Annotated in this window: 16 protein-coding genes; 8 read left to right on the top strand and 8 right to left on the bottom strand. The window is 70.0% G+C overall.

The window, feature by feature from the left end; genetic code table 11:
• Nucleotides 1–8 precede the first annotated feature (8 nt).
• Genes ACQPWU_RS16810 through ACQPWU_RS16830 form a run of 5 tightly spaced genes read left to right on the top strand, consistent with a single transcriptional unit; the run spans nucleotide 9 to nucleotide 8,752 of the window.
• Nucleotides 9–1,574, top strand: coding sequence for a DUF3502 domain-containing protein (locus tag ACQPWU_RS16810; RefSeq protein ID WP_433440991.1), 1,566 nt, complete (start codon nucleotides 9–11; stop codon nucleotides 1,572–1,574).
• 2 nt (nucleotides 1,575–1,576) lie between these two features.
• Complete coding sequence (locus tag ACQPWU_RS16815) at nucleotides 1,577–4,459, top strand: hypothetical protein (protein WP_433440993.1); 2,883 nt, start codon at nucleotides 1,577–1,579, stop codon at nucleotides 4,457–4,459.
• Nucleotides 4,459–6,561 carry a glycoside hydrolase family 95 protein gene (locus tag ACQPWU_RS16820; protein WP_433440995.1) on the top strand — a complete coding sequence of 701 codons (2,103 nt, stop codon included), beginning with the start codon at nucleotides 4,459–4,461 and terminating at the stop codon, nucleotides 6,559–6,561. Before ACQPWU_RS16815 ends, ACQPWU_RS16820 begins: the two co-directional genes overlap by 1 nt.
• Entirely contained in the window at nucleotides 6,558–8,033 is a 1,476-nt protein-coding gene (locus tag ACQPWU_RS16825) for a glycoside hydrolase family 43 protein (RefSeq protein WP_433440997.1), read from the top strand. The genes ACQPWU_RS16820 and ACQPWU_RS16825 overlap by 4 nt, the downstream gene beginning before the upstream one ends.
• Complete coding sequence (locus ACQPWU_RS16830; protein ID WP_433440999.1) at nucleotides 8,030–8,752, top strand: alpha/beta fold hydrolase; 723 nt, start codon at nucleotides 8,030–8,032, stop codon at nucleotides 8,750–8,752. Before ACQPWU_RS16825 ends, ACQPWU_RS16830 begins: the two co-directional genes overlap by 4 nt.
• On the opposite strand, the gene ACQPWU_RS16835 is transcribed toward ACQPWU_RS16830, so the two are convergent.
• Nucleotides 8,749–9,600 carry a TetR/AcrR family transcriptional regulator gene (locus tag ACQPWU_RS16835; protein ID WP_433441001.1) on the bottom strand — a complete coding sequence of 284 codons (852 nt, stop codon included), beginning with the start codon at nucleotides 9,598–9,600 and terminating at the stop codon, nucleotides 8,749–8,751. The genes ACQPWU_RS16830 and ACQPWU_RS16835 overlap by 4 nt on opposite strands.
• A 63-nt stretch (nucleotides 9,601–9,663) precedes the next feature.
• Between ACQPWU_RS16835 and ACQPWU_RS16840 the strand changes: the two genes are divergently transcribed.
• Nucleotides 9,664–11,415: a right-handed parallel beta-helix repeat-containing protein gene (locus ACQPWU_RS16840; RefSeq protein WP_433441003.1), complete on the top strand. Its 1,752-nt coding sequence runs from the start codon at nucleotides 9,664–9,666 to the stop codon at nucleotides 11,413–11,415.
• A gap of 31 nt (nucleotides 11,416–11,446) precedes the next feature.
• Here the strand turns inward: ACQPWU_RS16840 and ACQPWU_RS16845 are convergent, their stop codons facing one another.
• Nucleotides 11,447–12,019, bottom strand: a complete 573-nt coding sequence (locus tag ACQPWU_RS16845; protein WP_433441005.1) for a helix-turn-helix domain-containing protein — start codon at nucleotides 12,017–12,019, stop codon at nucleotides 11,447–11,449.
• 47 nt (nucleotides 12,020–12,066) lie between these two features.
• Here ACQPWU_RS16845 and ACQPWU_RS16850 point away from each other — a divergent pair, with 47 nt between their 5' ends.
• The gene (locus tag ACQPWU_RS16850; RefSeq protein ID WP_433441007.1) at nucleotides 12,067–12,921 is read left to right on the top strand and encodes a class I SAM-dependent methyltransferase; all 855 of its coding nucleotides are present in this window, start codon (nucleotides 12,067–12,069) and stop codon (nucleotides 12,919–12,921) included.
• A gap of 104 nt (nucleotides 12,922–13,025) precedes the next feature.
• Here ACQPWU_RS16850 and ACQPWU_RS16855 read toward each other — a convergent pair whose 3' ends face one another.
• From ACQPWU_RS16855 to ACQPWU_RS16875, 5 genes are all read right to left on the bottom strand, one after another.
• A complete protein-coding gene (locus ACQPWU_RS16855) occupies nucleotides 13,026–13,661 on the bottom strand; it encodes a hypothetical protein (RefSeq protein ID WP_433441009.1) in 636 nt (211 codons plus the stop codon).
• 159 nt (nucleotides 13,662–13,820) lie between these two features.
• Nucleotides 13,821–13,922: a DUF5708 family protein gene (locus ACQPWU_RS16860; RefSeq protein ID WP_433441011.1), complete on the bottom strand. Its 102-nt coding sequence runs from the start codon at nucleotides 13,920–13,922 to the stop codon at nucleotides 13,821–13,823.
• Between the two features lie 112 nt (nucleotides 13,923–14,034).
• On the bottom strand, nucleotides 14,035–15,567 hold the full coding sequence (locus ACQPWU_RS16865; RefSeq protein WP_433441013.1) for an OmpA family protein: 1,533 nt from the start codon (nucleotides 15,565–15,567) through the stop codon (nucleotides 14,035–14,037).
• Between the two features lie 56 nt (nucleotides 15,568–15,623).
• Complete coding sequence (locus ACQPWU_RS16870; protein WP_433441015.1) at nucleotides 15,624–15,986, bottom strand: barstar family protein; 363 nt, start codon at nucleotides 15,984–15,986, stop codon at nucleotides 15,624–15,626.
• A 7-nt stretch (nucleotides 15,987–15,993) separates the two neighbouring features.
• A complete protein-coding gene (locus ACQPWU_RS16875; protein ID WP_433441016.1) occupies nucleotides 15,994–16,407 on the bottom strand; it encodes a ribonuclease domain-containing protein in 414 nt (137 codons plus the stop codon).
• Nucleotides 16,408–16,626: 219 nt separating this feature from the next.
• Here ACQPWU_RS16875 and ACQPWU_RS16880 point away from each other — a divergent pair, with 219 nt between their 5' ends.
• Nucleotides 16,627–17,829, top strand: a complete 1,203-nt coding sequence (locus ACQPWU_RS16880; protein WP_433441018.1) for an alginate lyase family protein — start codon at nucleotides 16,627–16,629, stop codon at nucleotides 17,827–17,829.
• On the opposite strand, the gene ACQPWU_RS16885 is transcribed toward ACQPWU_RS16880, so the two are convergent.
• Entirely contained in the window at nucleotides 17,826–17,993 is a 168-nt protein-coding gene (locus ACQPWU_RS16885; RefSeq protein ID WP_433441020.1) for a hypothetical protein, read from the bottom strand. The two genes, ACQPWU_RS16880 and ACQPWU_RS16885, sit on opposite strands and share 4 nt — an antisense overlap.
• Nucleotides 17,994–18,006 lie beyond the last annotated feature (13 nt).

Consider the following 18,006-nt stretch of genomic DNA (forward strand, 5'->3'; position numbering starts at 1 on the left):
GAGTTACCGTGTCCAACCCCATGATGTCGCGGCGAGGCCTGCTGGCCACCGGCGGCGGCCTGTCCATCGCCGCTCTCCTCGCGGCCTGCTCCGACGACTCCTCGAAGCCGGCCACCGGCGGCCAGAGCAGTGGGCCGCTCACGATGAGCATGCTGCTGCCCGGCGACGTGCCGGCCGGATGGGACGCCATCCTGGCCGAGGTCAACAAGAAGCTCCAGGCGGACCTGGGCTTCACCATCAAGCCGCAGTTCATCCCGTGGACCAACTACGGCCAGCAGGCGCTGCTGAAGTTCACCGCGGGGGAGAAGTTCGACACCGCGCTGCAGGCGCGCTGGCTCAACATGACCCAGCTCGCGGCCAGCGGCTCGATCGTCGAGCTGAGCAGCCTGCTGTCCAGCGGCAAGTACCCCAACCTGACCGCCACGATCGATCCGAAGATCATCGAGTTGAACCGGTGGAGCGGCAAGCTCTACGGCGTGCCCCAGATCAACTCGGTCGCGCGCTTCCACCACTTCAGCATCCGCCAGGACCTGGCGGAGAAGCTCGGCATGAGTGACATCACGGACTTCGCGGGGCTGGAGAAGTTCTGGTACGACGTCAAGCAGAAGAACAAGGACATCATCCCGATCGGGATCAGCTCGCGGATGCCCAAGCAACTGGTGGCCTGGAACCCCGTCGGCTGGCTCAACCCCTACATGTGGGACAACCCCACCATGAGCATCGCCTCCTTCACCGGCGACTCGCTCAACTTCGTGCTGGCCGCCGACGGCAAGCAGACCGGCTCGTCCCACCCGGTCCCGTGGTGGGAGGCCCCGGGCATGGTGGACGCGTTGCGCCTGGTCCGGAAGTACTACCAGGACGGGCTGATCAACAAGAACGCCCTCACCCTGGACTCCAAGGCGCTGGACTCCCAGTTCAAGGCCGGCCGCGTCGCCACCATGTGGGCCATGACCGACGGCCTGTCCTCCACGGCGCTGCCCGAGCTGACCAAGAACGTGCCCGGGGCGATGATCGCGAACGTGATGCCGCTCAAGGGCGGCGAGAACGCCAAGCCGTACCAGACCTTCCAGAGCGACAACTTCGTCGTGCTCAACGCCAAGGGCCAGAGCAACGAGAAGGCGATGCAACTGCAGGACTGGGCGTCGATCAAGGAGAACCACGACCTGCTCAACTACGGCCTCCCCGGCAAGGACTGGAACCCCATCGGCGACGACAAGTACGAGAAGCTGTCCACCTACACCTTCCCCGGCTTCGCCCTCGCCTGGCGGGCCAAGCTGGAGCGCCGGGTCAAGGACATGACCGAGTCCGAGACCAAGTGGTTCGACTGGGCACAGGACATCGACAACTTCACCGTCGACCCCTACGCCAGCTTCGTCCCCGACCCGGAGCCGATCAAGCGGGAGAACGCCCAGATAACCGCCGCCATGACGCAGTTCGCCAACCCGCTGTTCATCGGCGCGGTGGACGTCGACCAGGGCCTGGACAAGCTGAAGAAGGCGCTGGACAGGGCGGGCCTGGCCAAGGTCCAGGCGGAGATGGCCAAGCAGGCCGACGCCTACCTGAAGGGCCAGTGACGATGGCGCATCACATCAGCCGGAGGACCGTGCTGGCGTCCTCGGGCGCGCTGGCCGCCGCCACGTGGTTATGGACCGGCGAGGCCGCCGCCGCGACACCCCGCCGTGAGGAGCCGCTGGACGTGGTGGTCTTCGGGGACAAGGCCTCCGAAGCCGCCCACGCGGTGACCGCCGACCGCTCGGAGGTCGTGGCGGGCGGGCTCGGCCAGTCCGCCCGCGTGCTCAACCCCCAAGAGCCTGCCGGGGTCTGGGGCGGCACGATCTCCTTCACCGTCAGGTGTGTGCCGAGCGGCACCACGTACGTCACGATCAAGCTCTGGGGCGGCGACCACGCCGCGAGCGAGGCCGACCAGTCGCGGCTCCAGCTCTTCTGCGACGGCAAGCAGGTCGGTCACTACCATCTGGGCGCGGTCGACCCGCTGGACATCCTCAGCCTGGACGCCCACTCGCCGGGCCGCTTCCACTACCACACGCTGCCGCTGCCCGAGGCGATGACGCGCGACCGCGAGCAGGTCACGCTGGAGATCAGGTCGATGGGCCGGATCTGGGGCTACGGGCAGAACGCGGCCGAGTTCTACCGGTCGATGGACAAGCCCGGCCGCCCCTTCTACCGCGTCTACACCCATGCCGAGCCGTACTTCCCCGGCGACGGCATCCAGGGCCCCGCGCCCGACGCGCCCGCCCGGCCCGCACCCGGACCCGAGGTGCTGGAGCAGGTCAAGGCGAGGGTGCTGACCGAGCACCGCAACTGGCTCAACGGCAACCCCGCCTCGCTCGACTCCTGGGCCTTCCAGGGGCTGGCCGAGGGCTATCACTGGCCCGAGAGCCCCGCCCACCAGAATCCGGACGCGATCGACCAGGTGCTGGCGGCCATCGACGCCCGCTACACGAAGTGGCTCACCGACCCGACCGTGCTGACCGCCTCCGACCAGCAGTGGGAGGGCTTCGCCAAGGTAGGCCTGGCGCTCCTGCTGCTCCGCGACGTCCTGGGCGACCGGCTGGAACGCCCGGTCGGCGGGCGGACCGTGGGCGCGCCCAACCCGGGCTTCGAGCGCGGCGGCACGTCCCCCGCCTCCTGGTCCACCGCCCGATGGGCGGGCACGGCCACCTGGCTCTGGGACGACACGGTCAAGCGCAGTGGCTCGCGCTCGGTCAAGGTCACGGCCGCCGCCGGCGCCGCCGCGGGCTGGAACACCGCCCAGAACCGTACCCTCATCGGCCAGGGCAGGCACCGCTACAGCGTCTGGGTCAGGACCCAGGACGTCGTGGCGCCGGGCGCGTACCTCGACGTGCTCTTCTACGACGCCGCCGGGAAGATCGCCGGCACCGACAACAAGTTCTACGCCCCCGCCGGCACCCAGGAGTGGACCCAGATCACCGCGGAGCTGACCACCCCGGCCACGGCGGTCGAGCTCCGGCTCGACGTCCGGGTCGAGGGCGGCGGCACCGCCTGGTTCGACGACGTGGAGGTCACGCCGCTGGACGGGGCCACCCAGCCCGACCAGGGCGATCTCCCGGTACGGCGCGACGCCTACACCAGGATGCTGGCCGAGTCCGTCTCGTACTGGCGCCAGCACATGCCGCACTACAGCAACCAGGTGCAGATCTGCGCGCTCGGCATCTACCGGTGCAATCGCGCCCTGATGCTGATAAATCCGGACCAGGCCCCGCTGACCGAGGAGAAGGCCCGCGACTACATCCACCAGGCCGTCGGCCTGAAGCCCTTCCTCGGCCGGGAGGACGCCTCCGGCAACCCCAGCAAGATCCTCGGTGAGCACTTCTACCAGGTCACCAGGAAGGGATTGACCAGGGAGCTCGGGTACGTAGGCAACTACGGTGAAGTGACCGACTGGCTGGTCCTGCTCTACGAGGCCGTCACCCGCTTCGACGGGGTCGAGGACCCGGCGCTGAAGGCGCAGCTGATCAAGATGATCAACGCGCGGGCCGTCTTCCGCTACCCCGAGGTCGACAACGACGGCTACCGCACCATGCGCATGGAGGCCGCCGTCGGCTGGCGCGACGACCACTATCCCGGTGACGTCGTCTACGCCCAGCGCCTGGCCTGGGACGGCCACCCCGTCATGGCCGCGGCCGTGCTCGGCGACCCTTCGATCGCCGGACACGCCCAGCGCATGATCGCCGACAACCAGTTCTTCGGCCACCTCGACCTGCTGCTCACCAACACCTGGCCACGGGTCGGGCTCAACGCCCTGCGCCTGGTCCAGCGCGACTGGCCCGCCTTCCAGGCGCTGCCCGCGACGGGGAAGCTGTTCCCCATGGACTGGGACGCCCCCGGCTTCGTCTTCTCCGACGAGGAGAACGGCGTCGTCGCGATCAAGAACGGCAAGGAGATCCTCTACGCCTCCCTCTACTGGCGCGCCCGGCAGGCCGTCAACAACCTGGCCCGCGTCCACCACATCACCCCGGACACCCACCGGGTCGCCACCATCCGGCAGCAGTGCCAGGTCACGCCCACCGGCGACACCTGGACCGAGGCCGACTGGGTCTGCTTCTCCTTCGCCATCAACGACCCCGCCGCCTCCCACATCCCGCCCGGCGGCTTCCCACCTCCCGGCCCCGGACTGCACCAGGCCTTCGCCGGCGAGGTACTCAAGGTCGGCCCGCACCCCGCCGACGTGCCCGACCCGGCACTCGGCGTGGACTTCCCCGGTGTCGAGAAGCTCTTCGTCGGCAAGGCGCAGTTCTACCGCTGCTCCTACGGCCGGTACCTCATCGGCATGAACACCTCGGAAGAGCGCTCCCGCACCCTGCATGTGACCGGCTCCGGCCACGCCCGTAATCTCGTCACCGGCCGCCGCGTTCCCCTCGGCCGCCCGATCGAGGTAGGACCGCTCAGCACAATGGTGCTTTACCTGGAGGACTGATGCACTCCTTGCTCGACCTGTCGCCCGCGCCCACCTGGGAGGACGCGTTCCTCTCCGGCAACGGCGAGGTCGGGATCATGGTGTACGGCGGGCCGCGGGAGGAGCGGGTGGTGGTCGATCACCACCGGTTCGTGCTGCCCAACGGCACCCGCGACCGCCGCCCGCCCGCTACCGCGCACCTGCTGGCCGAGATCCGTTCCCTCCTGCTGGCCGGGCGGCCGGTCGAGGCCCAGGCGCTGGCGGCCGGCGGCCGGAGTCTGGAGTGGACCCAGCCGTTCCACCCGGGCTGGGAGCTGGTGATCTCACGTCCGGCCCCGGACGGGGAGTATCGCCGCACCACCGACTTCACCACCGGCGAGGTCACCACGGGTCCGGGGGAGTCGCACCGGGCCTTCGTGTCCCGCGCCGATTCGGTCGTCGTCCAGCGCCTCACCGGCGACGTCACCCTCCGCCTGACCGGCGACCTGCCCGGCAGGCCGGAGACGGTCCGCTACGAGACGGTGGCCGGCGAGCAGGACGGCCAGGTCTTCCTGCGGATCCGCGGCACCTACCCGCCCGAGGGCCGGGGCGCCTCCGGCTTCGAGGGGCTCACCCTCGTCCGGCCACGCGGCGGGACCGTCGCGGTGGAGGGCGACACGGTGACCGTGACGGGCGCGTCCGAGGTGCTGCTGCTGACGAAGGTGGCCCGGCACGAGAAAAGCGGGACCGCGCCGCTTGAGGCCACCGAACTGGGGGATCTGGCCGCGCCGGGGTACGACGGCCTGTTGCGCAGGCACGTCGCCCGGCACCGCCCGCTCTACGAGCGCGTCACCCTCGACCTGGGCGCCACCCCGGACGAGCGGGCCAGGCCGGTCGGCGAACTGGCGGGCGCCGCGCTGGTGGAGCGGCTGTTCCACGCGGGCCGCTACCTCCTGCTCAGCTCCTGCGGCATCCTCCCGCCGAGGCTGACCGGCCTGTGGCTGGGGGAGTGGGGAGCGGCCTGGTCGGGCGACTTCACCACCGACGCCAACCTCAACCTCCAGATGTCGGGCGTCAACATCGGCGCGATGCCGGAGCTGATCGACGGGTACGCGAACCTCATCCGAGGTCAGATCGACCACTGGCGCAGCAACGCCAGAGAGGTCTACGGCGTCAGGGGCATCCTCGCGCCGAGCCGCACGGATGGAGAGAACGGCCACCTGTTCCACCTGAACGCCGACTGGCCATGGACGATGTGGCTGGCCGGGGCGGACTGGCTGCTGTATCCGCTGGTCGAGCACGCCGAGACAACCGGCGAGCCGATCCCCGAGCTGGAGGAGTGGCTGGCGGAGTGCCGCCTGTTCTGGGAGGACTTCCTCGCCGGGACGGACGGGAGCGTGGTGCCGTCGTTCTCGCCCGAGGCCGGGCCGGGCGGCGGGCCGTTCGCCTGCGTCAACGCCACCATGGACGTCGCGGCGGCCAGGCACGCGCTCGGCGGCTCCCCGGCGAGCGAGCGGCTTCCGCCGTACAAGATCGACGAGAGGGGTGCGCTGGCCGAGTGGATCGCGGACGTGGAGCCGTACGAAGATCACCGGCATGTCAGTCACCTGTACCCGGTCTGGCCGCTGCACGAGATCAACCCCGACGACACGCCGGAGCTGGCGGCGGCCGCCCGCGAAGCCCTCGTGCTCAGGGGCGATGAGAACCTGTCGGCGCACGGGAGCCTGCACCGGGCGCTGGCGGCGGCGCGGCTGAAGGACGGGGAGCTGGCCTGGGCGAATGTCCGGAAAATTCTGGACAATGGGATGTTCTTCGACTCGTTGATGAGCTCCCACAACCCCGGCCGCGAGGTCTACAACGCCGACGCGGCCATCACCCTGCCGGGCGTCTTCCTGGAGCTGCTGGTCTACTCGCGGCCGGGGACCGTCGAGCTGCTGCCCGCGCTGCCGTCGACCCTCGAGCGGGGCCGCGTGAGAGGTGTCCGCTGCCGGGGCCGGGTGACGGTCGAGGAGCTGACCTGGGGCGACGGCGTGCGCGCCAGGCTCACCTCACCTGTCGATCAGATCGTCACGGTGATCCATCGTGCCTCGGGACTGCGCCGAGAAGTCGAGCTGCCTGCTGGAAAGAGTGTGGAGATCGCATGATCCGCAATCCCGTCCTGCCCGGTTTCCACCCGGACCCGTCGATTGTGCGGGTGGGGGAGGACTACTACCTGGCCACGTCCACCTTCGAGTGGTATCCGGGCGTGCGCGTCCACCACTCACGCGACCTGGTGAACTGGCGTCCGCTGGGTGGCATCCTTACCGAGCGCAGGCTGCTCGACCTGTCCGGCGTGCCCGACTCCGGCGGCGTCTGGGCGCCCGACCTGACCTACCACGACGGGCTGTTCCACCTCGTCTACGGCGTGATGGACAACTACGCGCTCGGGTACAAGGACATCGCCAACTACCTGATCACCGCGCCTTCGATCGAAGGGCCGTGGTCCGACCCGGTACGGCTGCCCGGCCGCGGCTTCGACGCCGCCCTCTACCACGAGGACGGCCGGAGCCGGCTGCTCAACATGGTCTTCGACTCCCGGCCGGGACGCGGGTTCGCGGGGATCGAGCTGCAACCTCTGGATGGCGGCAAACCCGAGCTGATCCTGCCCAACCGCAACATCACCGAAGGCCCCCACATTTACAAGATCGACGGCTGGTACTACTTGATGGCGGCCGAGGGCGGCACCGGTTATGAGCACGGCGTCACGGTGCTGCGGTCCCGGTCGCTGGCCGGGCCGTACGAGGAGGATCCGGCGGGGCCGATGCTCACCTCGCGGCACGACCCGAGCCTGGAGTTGCAGAAGGCGGGGCACGGCTGCCTGGTGCAGACGCAGACGGGGGAGTGGTACGTCGCTCACCTCGTGGCCCGGCCGTACCACAACCGCAGGTGCGTGCTCGGGCGTGAGACCGCGCTGCAGCGCGTGGTCTGGGAGGACGGCTGGCCGCGCGTGGCGGGCGGTGTGCCCGCCGTCGAGGTGGTCCCGCCCGCGCTGCCCGCCCATCCGTGGCCGGTGACCGAGGATGCCCCCAGCGGGCTCGGGCTCGACTGGAGCACGCTGCGGCGGCCCGCCTCGCCGGACTGGCTGGTCGCCGACCCCGGCGGCCTCACCATCCAGGGCGGCCAGTCCCCGTACGGCCTGCGCAGCCCGAGCCTGGTCGCCCGCCGGGTCACGGCGCACAAGTGCTCCCTTGAGGCCGTCATGCGGTTCGAGCCGGACAGCGTCCATCAGTCGGCGGGCATCACCGCGTACTACAACTCACGCAACTGGCACCACCTCGCCCTGACCACGGACGGCCTGGTGCTGACCAGCAGCGACCGGGGCACCCGCACCGAGCACCTGCTCGGGCCGGCGGGGCCCGAGGTCAGGCTGCGGGTGGAGTTCGACGGGCCGGTCGTGCGCTTCAACGACGGCCCCGAGCTGGACGCGACGATCCTGTCGGACGAGCACGCCGACGAGTTCGTCGACGGTCATGTGCGCTCGTTCGGCTTCACCGGCGCGTTCTTCGGATTCTGGGTGCAGGACCTGGCGGGCGAGGGCTGTGCCGCGCGGTTCGAGCAGATCAGGTACGACACATGAACGTGCACGTGGAGACCCGAGGACACGAAGGGCCGGCGCTGCTCCTGGTGCACGGCTGGGGAGGCGACCACCGGGTGTGGCACGCGCTGGACTTCGGCGGTCGCCGGGTGATCGCCCCCGACCTGCGCGGCCACGGCAGGTCCCCGGCTCCGGCGACCGGATATCGGCCCGCCGACCTGGCCCGTGACCTGCTGCCGCTGCTGGAGGAGCCGGTGGTGGCCATCGGGCACTCCATGGGCGCCCAGGTGGTCACCGCGCTGGCGGTCGAGCATCCGGAACTGGTCAGCGCGCTGGTGGCCATCGCCCCCGCCTACGGCGCGGACGAGGCGGAGGAGCGGCTCATCCCCGGGCGGCTGGCGGCGTTGCGTGCCGACGGCGCGGCTGCGGCTTTGCGGCAGCTCGGACCGCTCCCCGCGCCGATCATCGGGCAACTTCTGGCCACGCCCGGTCACGTGCTGGCCGAGTGCTACGCCGGGATGTACACCGTGCCGGGCGCGTTCGGGGTGCGCCGGGAGTCCGAGCGCTACCTGGCCAGACGGACCTGCCCCGTGCTCGCCGTGCACAATGTGCCGGAAGCCGCGCAGTGGGAGGCGGGGCTGCCCGGACACCGGCGATCGGCGACCGTGGTGTGGCCGGAAGCCGGGCACTTCCTGCACCTGGACCATCCCGCGAAGTTCGTGGACCTGGTGTTGTCCGAGTGGGGCGTCCTCGCGTCCTAGCCTGATCTGCGCTTGCGGTAGGCGCGTTGCTGGCAGGCGCGGGAGCAGTAGACGCGGGGGCGGCCCGACGCCGCTGGCTCCAGTGGCCTGCCGCACTCCTCGCAGACCTGAGTTTCGTCACGCTTTTCATCACGAAAGTTGATCAGGGCCTCGACGCCGTCCAGCAGGCGGCGCAGGCCGAACTCGAAGGAGTCCTCGGGGGCGTCCCAGCCGCCGGCCGTCCACAGGTGGGAGATCGCGGGGTAGCGGTCGAGGCGCTCGTAGAGCGTGTCGCGGGCGCCCCACCACTCCTCCTCGGAGACGCCGCTGCGCCGCTCCTCGCGCCGGGTCTCGAGCAGGAGCAGGGCCTCGGCGTCGACGAACCTGCCGACCAGGCCGATGACGGCGATCACCTCGGACGGCGTGAGCGCGGTGCCGATGAGGGTGCTCAGCATGTAGTCGTAGTGGGCGACGCCCTTGGGGCCGGGAAGGTGGCGGCTGCCGCGTACCTCGGCCAGCCATGGGTGCCTTTGCCTGATCCGCCACGCCTGCCTGGCGCCGGCCTCCAGCCGCGCCCGCCAGCCTCCGGCGCCCGGCACGTCGTCGGGGTGCTCGCCCATGACCTCGTCCACCATCAGGTCGACGAGCTGGTCCCGGCCGGGCACGTGGCGGTAGAGGGACATGGTCGTGAAGCCGAGCCGGTCGGCCACCTTGCGCATCGACAGGCCGGCCAGGCCCTCCGCGTCGGCCAGCTCGATGCCGGCCCGCACGATCCTGTCCAGGCTCAGGCCGGGCCGCGGCTCGCGCTCCCGCGCTCGCCACAGCAACTCGAGCCCGTGGTCGGGATCCCCGGCTCTGCCTCGCGTCATTGGCGTCCTCCTTGTTTATGGTGTAGTACTACGTGTACGCCATAAACAGCAAAGGGGATTCCGATGTTCCACTTCTATGTCGCACCTTCCGGTGACGACACGTGGCCGGGCACAGCCGAACATCCCTTCGCCACGCTCGAACGCGCCCGGTCAGCGGCCCGGGAGACGGCGGGGGACGCCGTCGTGCACCTCAGGGAGGGCACCCACGTGCCGGCCCGGCCGTTGGACCTCACCGAGGCCGACTCCGGCACCGTCTACCAGGCGTACGGCTACGGCACGCCGGAGCAGGAGGAGGTCGTGGTGAGCGGTGGGCGCCGCATCACGGACTGGCGCGTGGGAGAGGACGGCGTGTGGTCGGCCGACGTCGGCGACCTGGACTTCCGCCAGCTCTACGTGGACGGCCGCCGCGCCCACCGCGCCGGTATCCCCGGCCTGCCCGGCACTACCACCTATAACGTCACGGGTTACGTCACGGACAGCGCCGACCCGCTCGGCTGGCGGAGCCCGGGCGACGTCGAGTTCGTCTACCGGGGCGTCTACCCGTGGACCGAGGCCCGCTGTGGAGTGGCCGGTGTCTCGGGGGACGGCGGGTCGACGGTGATCACCATGGATCAGCCGGCGTTCGGATGGGCGGCCGAGCTCTACAACTCCACCTGGGAAGGCCGGACGTCGCGGGGGTTCGGGCTGCCCACCCGCATCGAGAACGACGCCGCCTTCCTCAACGAGCCGGGCACGTTCGTGCTCGACCGCTCGCTTCCCGGCCGGCACGTCCTGCTCTACCTGCCTGCTGCAGGCGAGGATCCCGCGCGTACGCGGGTGGTCGCGCCGGCGCTGGAAACGCTCCTGAGCGCCGTGGGGGCGCGGAACGTGGCGTTCAGGGGCATCGTGTTCGCCGACGCGACCTGGCTGCGCCCGAGCCGGCCCGAGGGTTTCCTGCACTATCACGGCAGCGGCTACTACGAGGGAGGTGGCGTCGAGACGGCCGTCCTGGGGGAGGGGGCGTCGGTGACGTTCCCGGCCGCGTCGGCGGCGATCCCGGCGTGCGTGACGTTCGAGGACGTGGCCGGGGTGGAGATCGAAGGCTGCCGCTTCACCCGGCTGGGGGCGTCCGGGCTGAGGATCGCCGGCGGCGCCGGGGTCGTGGTGCGCGGATGTGACCTCGACACGCTGTCGGGCGGCGGCGTCTCGGTGTCGGGCGGGCGGGAGGTCACGATCGAGGACACCTGGGTGCATCACGTCGGGCTCGAATACAGCGGGTCACCGGGGATCGCCGTGATGGGCGCGAAGGGGTGTGTGGTCGCGCGGAACGAGGTCGCGGACGTTCCGCACTGCGGCATCGTCGTCGGGCCGGGGGTGGGGGCGCGCGTCCTGCGCAACCTCACCGTGGACACCATGGGGGTGCTGGCCGACGGGGGCGGGATCTACCTGAGCGGGTCGCAGGGGACCTCGCGTGACGACGGGGCGCTGGTGCAGGGCAACGTCATCGAGGACACGCGCACGCCGTACAACTTCGGGCTCTACACCGACTACGGCGCCTCCTGGGTGACGGTGGAGGGGAACGTCGTCGCGCGGGCGGACAGCACGGCCGTGCTGACGGTGGCGCCGCCGCTGGAGAACGTCGTCTACCGAGGGAACTTCTGGGACGCCGATCCAATCGGGCACGACAGCCCTCCCAGCGGCGTGACCTACGAAGGGAACGTGACGTTCAAAGACGAACGGGAACTGAACGCCGCCACCGCCGGCATCCGGTCACGGGCGGGGCTGGTCCGGCCGCGGGCCGGGTCGCGGTCGGCGGCATCGTCAATCGACGCCTGAGCACGCCGTGCGGGGGAGGTGCGCCGCCGGCTCATAGTTGCCGGAGGTGGGTGCGTTGTCCTTCGTGGTCGAGGATGCACAGGATCTCCGCAGGACCATCGCCGGCCCCGAAGGCATGGGGGATCATGGTGGAGAACTCGGCCGCCTGGCCGGCCTCCACCCTGATCGTCCGCTCTCCCAGCAGCAGCACAACGGTCCCCGACAGGACGGTGAACCAGTCCCTGCCGGGATGGACTTTCAACTCGTGGGTGCCGCGCCGGGCGGGCTTGGTGATGCGCATCTTGGCCACGGTCACACCGTGCGGCCCGGACTGCCGGCTCAGCAACCAGGTGGTCGTCCCCCGCGACTCGTCGTGCCGCGGCCTGATCACCACGTCCTCGTCGTCGACGGCTTCCACCAGCTGATCGAGCGTGGTGCCCAGGGCTCGGGCGATCGAGGTGAGCTGGTCGAGGCTGATCCGGCGGTGGCCCGTCTCGATGCGGCTCAACGTGGACGGGCTCAGGTAGCAGCGGGCGGCCAGGTCGTCGAGCGACCAGCCCAAGGCCACGCGTAGTCCCCTGATCCGCTTGCGCACCAGACCGTCGAGATCCTCGTCTTGCTTCATGCGCAAGATGGTATGTCATTGGCGCAAGGAGCCCATATGGTCTGAGCATGGGAAGTCATCACCATCACCATCACGTGGCCGAGGGCGGCGAGTCGGCCATGGCCGAGCTCTTGGACCTGGACGCGGAGGTCCTGCACTCGTACCTGTCCGAAGTGACGGCCTGGATCCACGAACTGGCCGCCGACCCGCCTCCCCGCCGGATCCTCGACCTGGGCGCCGGAACCGGAGCCGGCACCCTGGCCCTGCTCCAGCGCTTCGAGGAGGCCGACGCGATCGCCCTGGACGTGGACCCGCACATGCTGCGACGCCTCAGGGACAAAGCCGCCGATCTCGGCCTGGCCGACCGGGTCCACATGGTCCAGGCGGATCTGGACGCGGAGTGGCCGGCCATCGACACCGTCGACCTGGTCTGGGCGTCCTCCTCCCTCCACCACATGGCGGATCCCGATCGCGTCCTCGCGGAGCTCCTCGCGGTGCTCCGTCCCGGCGGGCTCCTGGCCGTGCTCGAATTGGACTCCTTCCCGCGCTTCCTGCCCGACGACCTCGGCCTCGGCCGGCCCGGACTCGAAGCACGCTGCCACGCCGTCCGGGCCGAGACGATGGCCGACCGGCTGCCGCATCTCGGCGCCGACTGGGGTTCACGCCTTTCCCAGGCCGGCTTCACCGTCGAGACCGAGCGGACCTTCGCCATCGACCTGACACCTCCGCTCCCCGCCGCAACCGGTCGTTACGCCCAGGCATCTCTGCGGCGTCTCCGCTCCGGCCTCGACAGCCGGATGAGCGCCGACGATCTGGCCACGCTCGACACCCTCATCGACGGCGATGGCCCCGGGAGCGTGCTGCGCCGCGACGACCTCGCCGTTCGCGCGAAGAGGACCGTGTGGGTGGCCAGACGGCCATGAGTGGCAGGCGGCGCTGAGCTCGAGGCTCATGGCTCGGCGCGTCCGGTGGCCCAGGCCCAGGCGGCGATGGCGACGCGGAGAGACCGCTGACATGATTTTCAGGGTCAGGAGGTCTGCGTGGGCGTGGAGGTCGGGGTGGGGGAGGAGGTCGGCGGCTGGCTGGGCTGGTGGTCGCGGTGCCAGCGGCCTGCCTCGTCACGCCGGCGCTGCCCGTCGCGCCGGCCCAGACCCTCGCGCAGGGTCGCGTCGCGGACCACGACGGCGGTGGCCGTGCCACCGTCCACCTTCGCCTTGACCATGACCTTCTGTCCCGTCTTCACCGCGTCGATGCCCTCGTTGCCGCGGTTGATCCGGGTGTCGCTGTTGACCGCGTACTCCTTGGTGTAGCCGTCCTCGCTCTTGACCGTGATCGAGTCCTGGTCGACGGCCGTGACATCGCCGTACTGGGTGGCGACGGTCACGTACTTGCCCTCACCGTCGGGCACGACGAACTCGCCGTGGATGGAGGGACCGCCGAGGCCCAGCCGGTGGCCCCAGCCCCGGCCCCCCGGCTTGCCGGAAGGCGTTCCGGACGGGCTCGCCGACGGTGACGTGGTGTCGCCGGCCGTGGGCGTCGGGGACGGTGAGGGCGAGAACACCGCCGCGCCGGCGACGCCGGCACCCGTGACCACGATGAGCGCCGTGGCCGCGACCAGCAGCAGGGAACGGGGGAAGCGGCGCCTGGGGGGCTCGTTCGACATGGTTTCCGCGGTGCTGAATCCGTCCGGCCCAGGGCTCATGTCATCCTCCCGAAAGGTATACGACAGAACAACAGTGCATCGAGCCGCCTAAGGCTGCCGTAAATGCCGCCCTGTGCCCGGATTCGCGCCCTTTGCTGACTTCGGCGTCTTAGCCCTACGTCACGTCGCCGCCGCGAAAGACGGCGTGAAGATGAGCCACAGCGCCAGCCCCACCACGAAGGTGGCCGAACCGGTGATCAGCGTCTTGCGGGCAGAGGCCATGGGGAACTCTCTCGATCGCGAGGGGTGGAATCTCCGAGAACCCTAATGAGGGGCGGGGGCGTACGGCTTCCTGCGGACTGAGGAGATCGCGTACATCTTTCGAGTGACGCCGCTACCGAATCGGCACCTGCAGATCGCGGAAGTTCCCGATCTTCACCTTCAATGTGGTGGCCGCCTCGGGCAGAGCGAACAGGCTCCAGAATTCGCGCTCCTGACCGGGGCCGAACTTCTCGGTGCTCAGGCGTACGCCGGACACGTCGGTGCAGGCGCAGTAGAAGTCGGCGCCGCCCTTGCCGTCGGCGACCTGGAGGCGGGCGGGCAGGTATTCGCGGCCGGCCTCCACGTCGGTGAGCGTGACGTTGAAGGCGGCCTGGTACTTGAACGACATCCAGTCCCGCGCAAGGTGGAGCTCGTTGAACCAGGCTTCGTTCTCACCTTGGTTCGCGATCCGGTACGTCAGCAGCCCGAGGCCGCCCGGCAGTCGTCGCAGGCCGGTGATCTCCATGGAGATCGGCTGGCCGTCCGCCTTGCCGGTGCCCGTCAGGCCGGTCGCGCCGGGAGTGACGGTCGTGGACGGCGCGGCGGACGCCGACGGCTGGGGCTTGGCGAAGGTCACGGTGACGCGGCGGTTGCGCCGCTTGCCCTCGTCGGTGTCGTTGCTGTACAGGGGGCGATGCGAGCCGTACCCCTTGGCCTGGAAGCTCACGCCCTGCCTGGTGACCAGCGCGGACAGCGCCTGGCGCACGGCCTGGGCGCGGCGGGTGGACAGGGGGTCGTTGATGGCGTCGGTGCCGGAGGAGTCCGCGTGCCCCTCCACCTTCACGGCGGAGCCGGCCGAGCCGTCGATGAGCTTCGCGGTACGCGCCAGGATCGTTTTCGCCTTGGGCGTGAGCGTGGCCTTGTTGACCGCGAACAGCACGTCGGAGGAGAGGTTGACCTGCAGATCCCTGCCGTCGTCCGCGGTTTCCTCCGATTTGTCGAGCGACTCGGACGGGGTCACGAGGCGGCGGGTGACGGTGGTGACGGGCTCGGCGTCCGGGTCGGGGATCGTCATGCCGGGCGGCGTGACCGGCGGGTCATCGCTGATCGGGACGTCTGCCATCGGCGGGCCCACAGGGGTGACGACCGTGGTGGAGGACGGGTTGCCCGAGGGGGCGGGCATGACCGCGTACAGGCTGATCGACTCGCCGGGGTCGATGAAGTAGCCGAGCCCGTCACGGTCCTGGTCGCTGCACAGGCACGGGAAGCCGGCAGGCTGGTACGGCAGGATCCAGTCATGTGCCTGGGCGTCCAGCACCCCGATGCCGGACGCCCAGCGGATCTGCCCGAGCGGGCGGGTGTTGTCGCCCATCTCGCCGGTCCACGGCAGCTTCTTGTCGCTGCCCGTATTGGTCAACCTGAGCTGGACGATCAGGTGCTTGCCCCTGACCCGGTTCAGCCCGACGACCTCGACCTTGAGGTTCTCCGTCATCGTGCTGCGCGTCTGCGCCAAGGCGGGGCGGGTGTCCTGATCTGTTGCGCTCGGCTTGCTCGTCGCACTCGGGGAGGGTGCCGGCGCGGACGTACGCGGTGCGGCCTCCGGGGACAGACCACAGGCCGAGATCGCGAACAGAGTGATCAAGGGGACGGCGATCCGGAAGTTCATCTGGGAGATACTGCCGTATTTGTATACCGACGGCCTAATTCCCGGGCGCCGGCCACTCAGGTCAGCGCGGCGGCGACCCGGTGCCGGAGCAGAGCCTCGTGGTCGGTGCACAGGGTCACGGTCAGCCCGTCCTCGGCGGCGCCGGCGAACACGTCCAGCAAAGTCGCGAACTGCTCGGGGGGTTCGGCGCTGAGCAGTTCCTCGGCATGCTCCACGACCAGGGCGACGGCGCCGGCGTCGCGCAGGGAGTCGGTGAGCGCGTCCCAGTTGCGGCCGAAGTAGCCGGGGAGGCGCAGCGCCCGCGCCACCTCCTCGAAGAAGGCGGCGCGGGTCCGGCAAGCCCGCCCGTCCAGCACCGCCGGTGCTGGGCCGGTGGACACCGTCAGCCAGTACGGCAGCGGGCGTGCGGCGGAGGTCATGTGAGTCCTAGAGCCGGTAGAAGTCGGTGTAGTGGTTGGGCGAGAACCACACCGCGCCGGTGCTGCGGTTGACGACGATCCGGTACGCGTCACGCGCGGCACCTCGCGCCCGGGAGTACACGTCGTACTCATAGTAGGTGGCGCCGCTGGGGAGCTGGCCTTCGCGGTTGTAGAAGCGCCCGCCGGTGTAGTTGTACCTGCCGTCCGGCCAGGAGTACCAGCCGCTGGAGGTGGGGTAGCCCTTGGACGACCAGATTCCGCTGGCCGAGCGCGCGTCGGCGCACCGCGAGATGGTGCAGGAGTTGTAGACCGAGGCGCCGGCCGGGGTGATGGTGACCAGGCCGATGACGGAGATGATGGCGGCGAGGACGACGGTGAGCCTTACCGACCATGAAGATCCGGGGCGTTGCGGAGTGTGCACGAAGCCTCCTTGTGGGGTGCGACGGACACAGCCATGATCACCGCTCAAGTCAGCCCGAATAACGACAAAGACGTCAAAAGATGGTGAATATTTCGCGGACGGCTCACGCGAGCGGCGACCGCCGCCTTGTCGCCCGTTGATTAGGTCTTGTAAAGAACACATGTCAGGGCTACGATCTCACCAAAATTTAGGAAACTTTCCTAAATAAGGAGTGAGTCCGTGGTCCGTCTCTGTCGTCGCGGGAGCCTGCTGTCACTCGCAATCGCGCTGGCCATCGCACTGATCACCGGCGGGGTGTCCGCGCCCGCCGCCTCGGCCCGGAGAGCGCCGGCCGCCTTCACGCATCCCGGCGTGCTCGTCAGCAGGGGGCAGCTCGACTTCGTCCGCTCCAAGGTCAACGCCGGCGCCCAGCCGTGGAAGGGCGCCTACGACCAGATGATCGCGAGTTCGCTCGCGTCGTTGTCGCGCACCCCGAAGCCGCGGGCCGTCGTGGAGTGCGGCTCGTACTCGAACCCCAACTACGGCTGCACGGATGAGCGTCAGGACGCGCTGGCCGCCTACACCGACGCGCTGGCCTGGTACATCACGCGGGACAGCCGGTACGCGGAGAAGGCGATCCAGATCATGGACGCCTGGTCCGCCGTGATCACCGACCACACCAACAGCAACGCGCCGCTCCAGACAGGATGGGCTGGGTCGTCCTGGCCCAGGGCGGCCGAGATCATCCGCTACACGTACACCGGGTGGTCCTCCGCGGGCGTCAACCGCTTCGCGACCATGCTCAGGAACGTCTACCTGCCCGAGGTCATCAACGGCAGCCTCCGCACGAACGGCAACTGGGAGCTGTCGATGATGGACGCGGCGATCGGGATCGCGGTGTTCCTGGAGGACAAGACCGCTTACGACAAGGCCGTGAGCACGTTCCGGGCTCGCGTGCCCGCGTACGTCTACCTCACCGGCGACGGCGCCTTCCCCAAGGGGCCGGCCGGCTCCGGCATCGACACGCGGGCGGAGGTCGTCGACTACTGGCAGGGACAGGACACCTTCGTCGACGGGCTGTCCCAGGAGACGTGCCGCGACTTCACCCACACCGGGTACGGCCTGGCGGCGATCGCGCACATCGCCGAGACCGCCCGGATCCAGGGGCAGGACCTCTACCCGGAGATCGCCGACCGCCTGCGGCACGCGCTCGGCCTGCACGCGAAGTACCAGCTCGGGACGGCCGTACCGTCGTGGCTGTGCGGCGGGAGCCTCACCCTGGGCCTGGGGCCGGTCACCGAGGTCGGCTTCAACGCCCTGCACAACCGGATGGGCATCGCCATGACCAACACGCAGACCCTCACCGAGCAGCAGCGCCCGGCGGGCACCAACAACCTCTTCGTCGCCTGGGAGACCCTCACCCACGCCGGTAACCCCAACTAGACGGCACGCACCTGGCCGATGATGTCCTGGACCGTCCTGACCACCTCGTCGCGGCCGTACGGCGCGGTGCCGGAGATCGCTTCGTGCAGTGCGCCGTGCGTGCCGCGGTAGACGACGCGCGCGAGGACCTCGGGGTCGGCGGGGCGTAGGACCCCCGCGGTCATGCCGCGCCGGATC

The organism is Nonomuraea sp. CA-141351 (assembly GCF_050944675.1).
In the GTDB taxonomy this organism is placed as follows: domain Bacteria; phylum Actinomycetota; class Actinomycetes; order Streptosporangiales; family Streptosporangiaceae; genus Nonomuraea.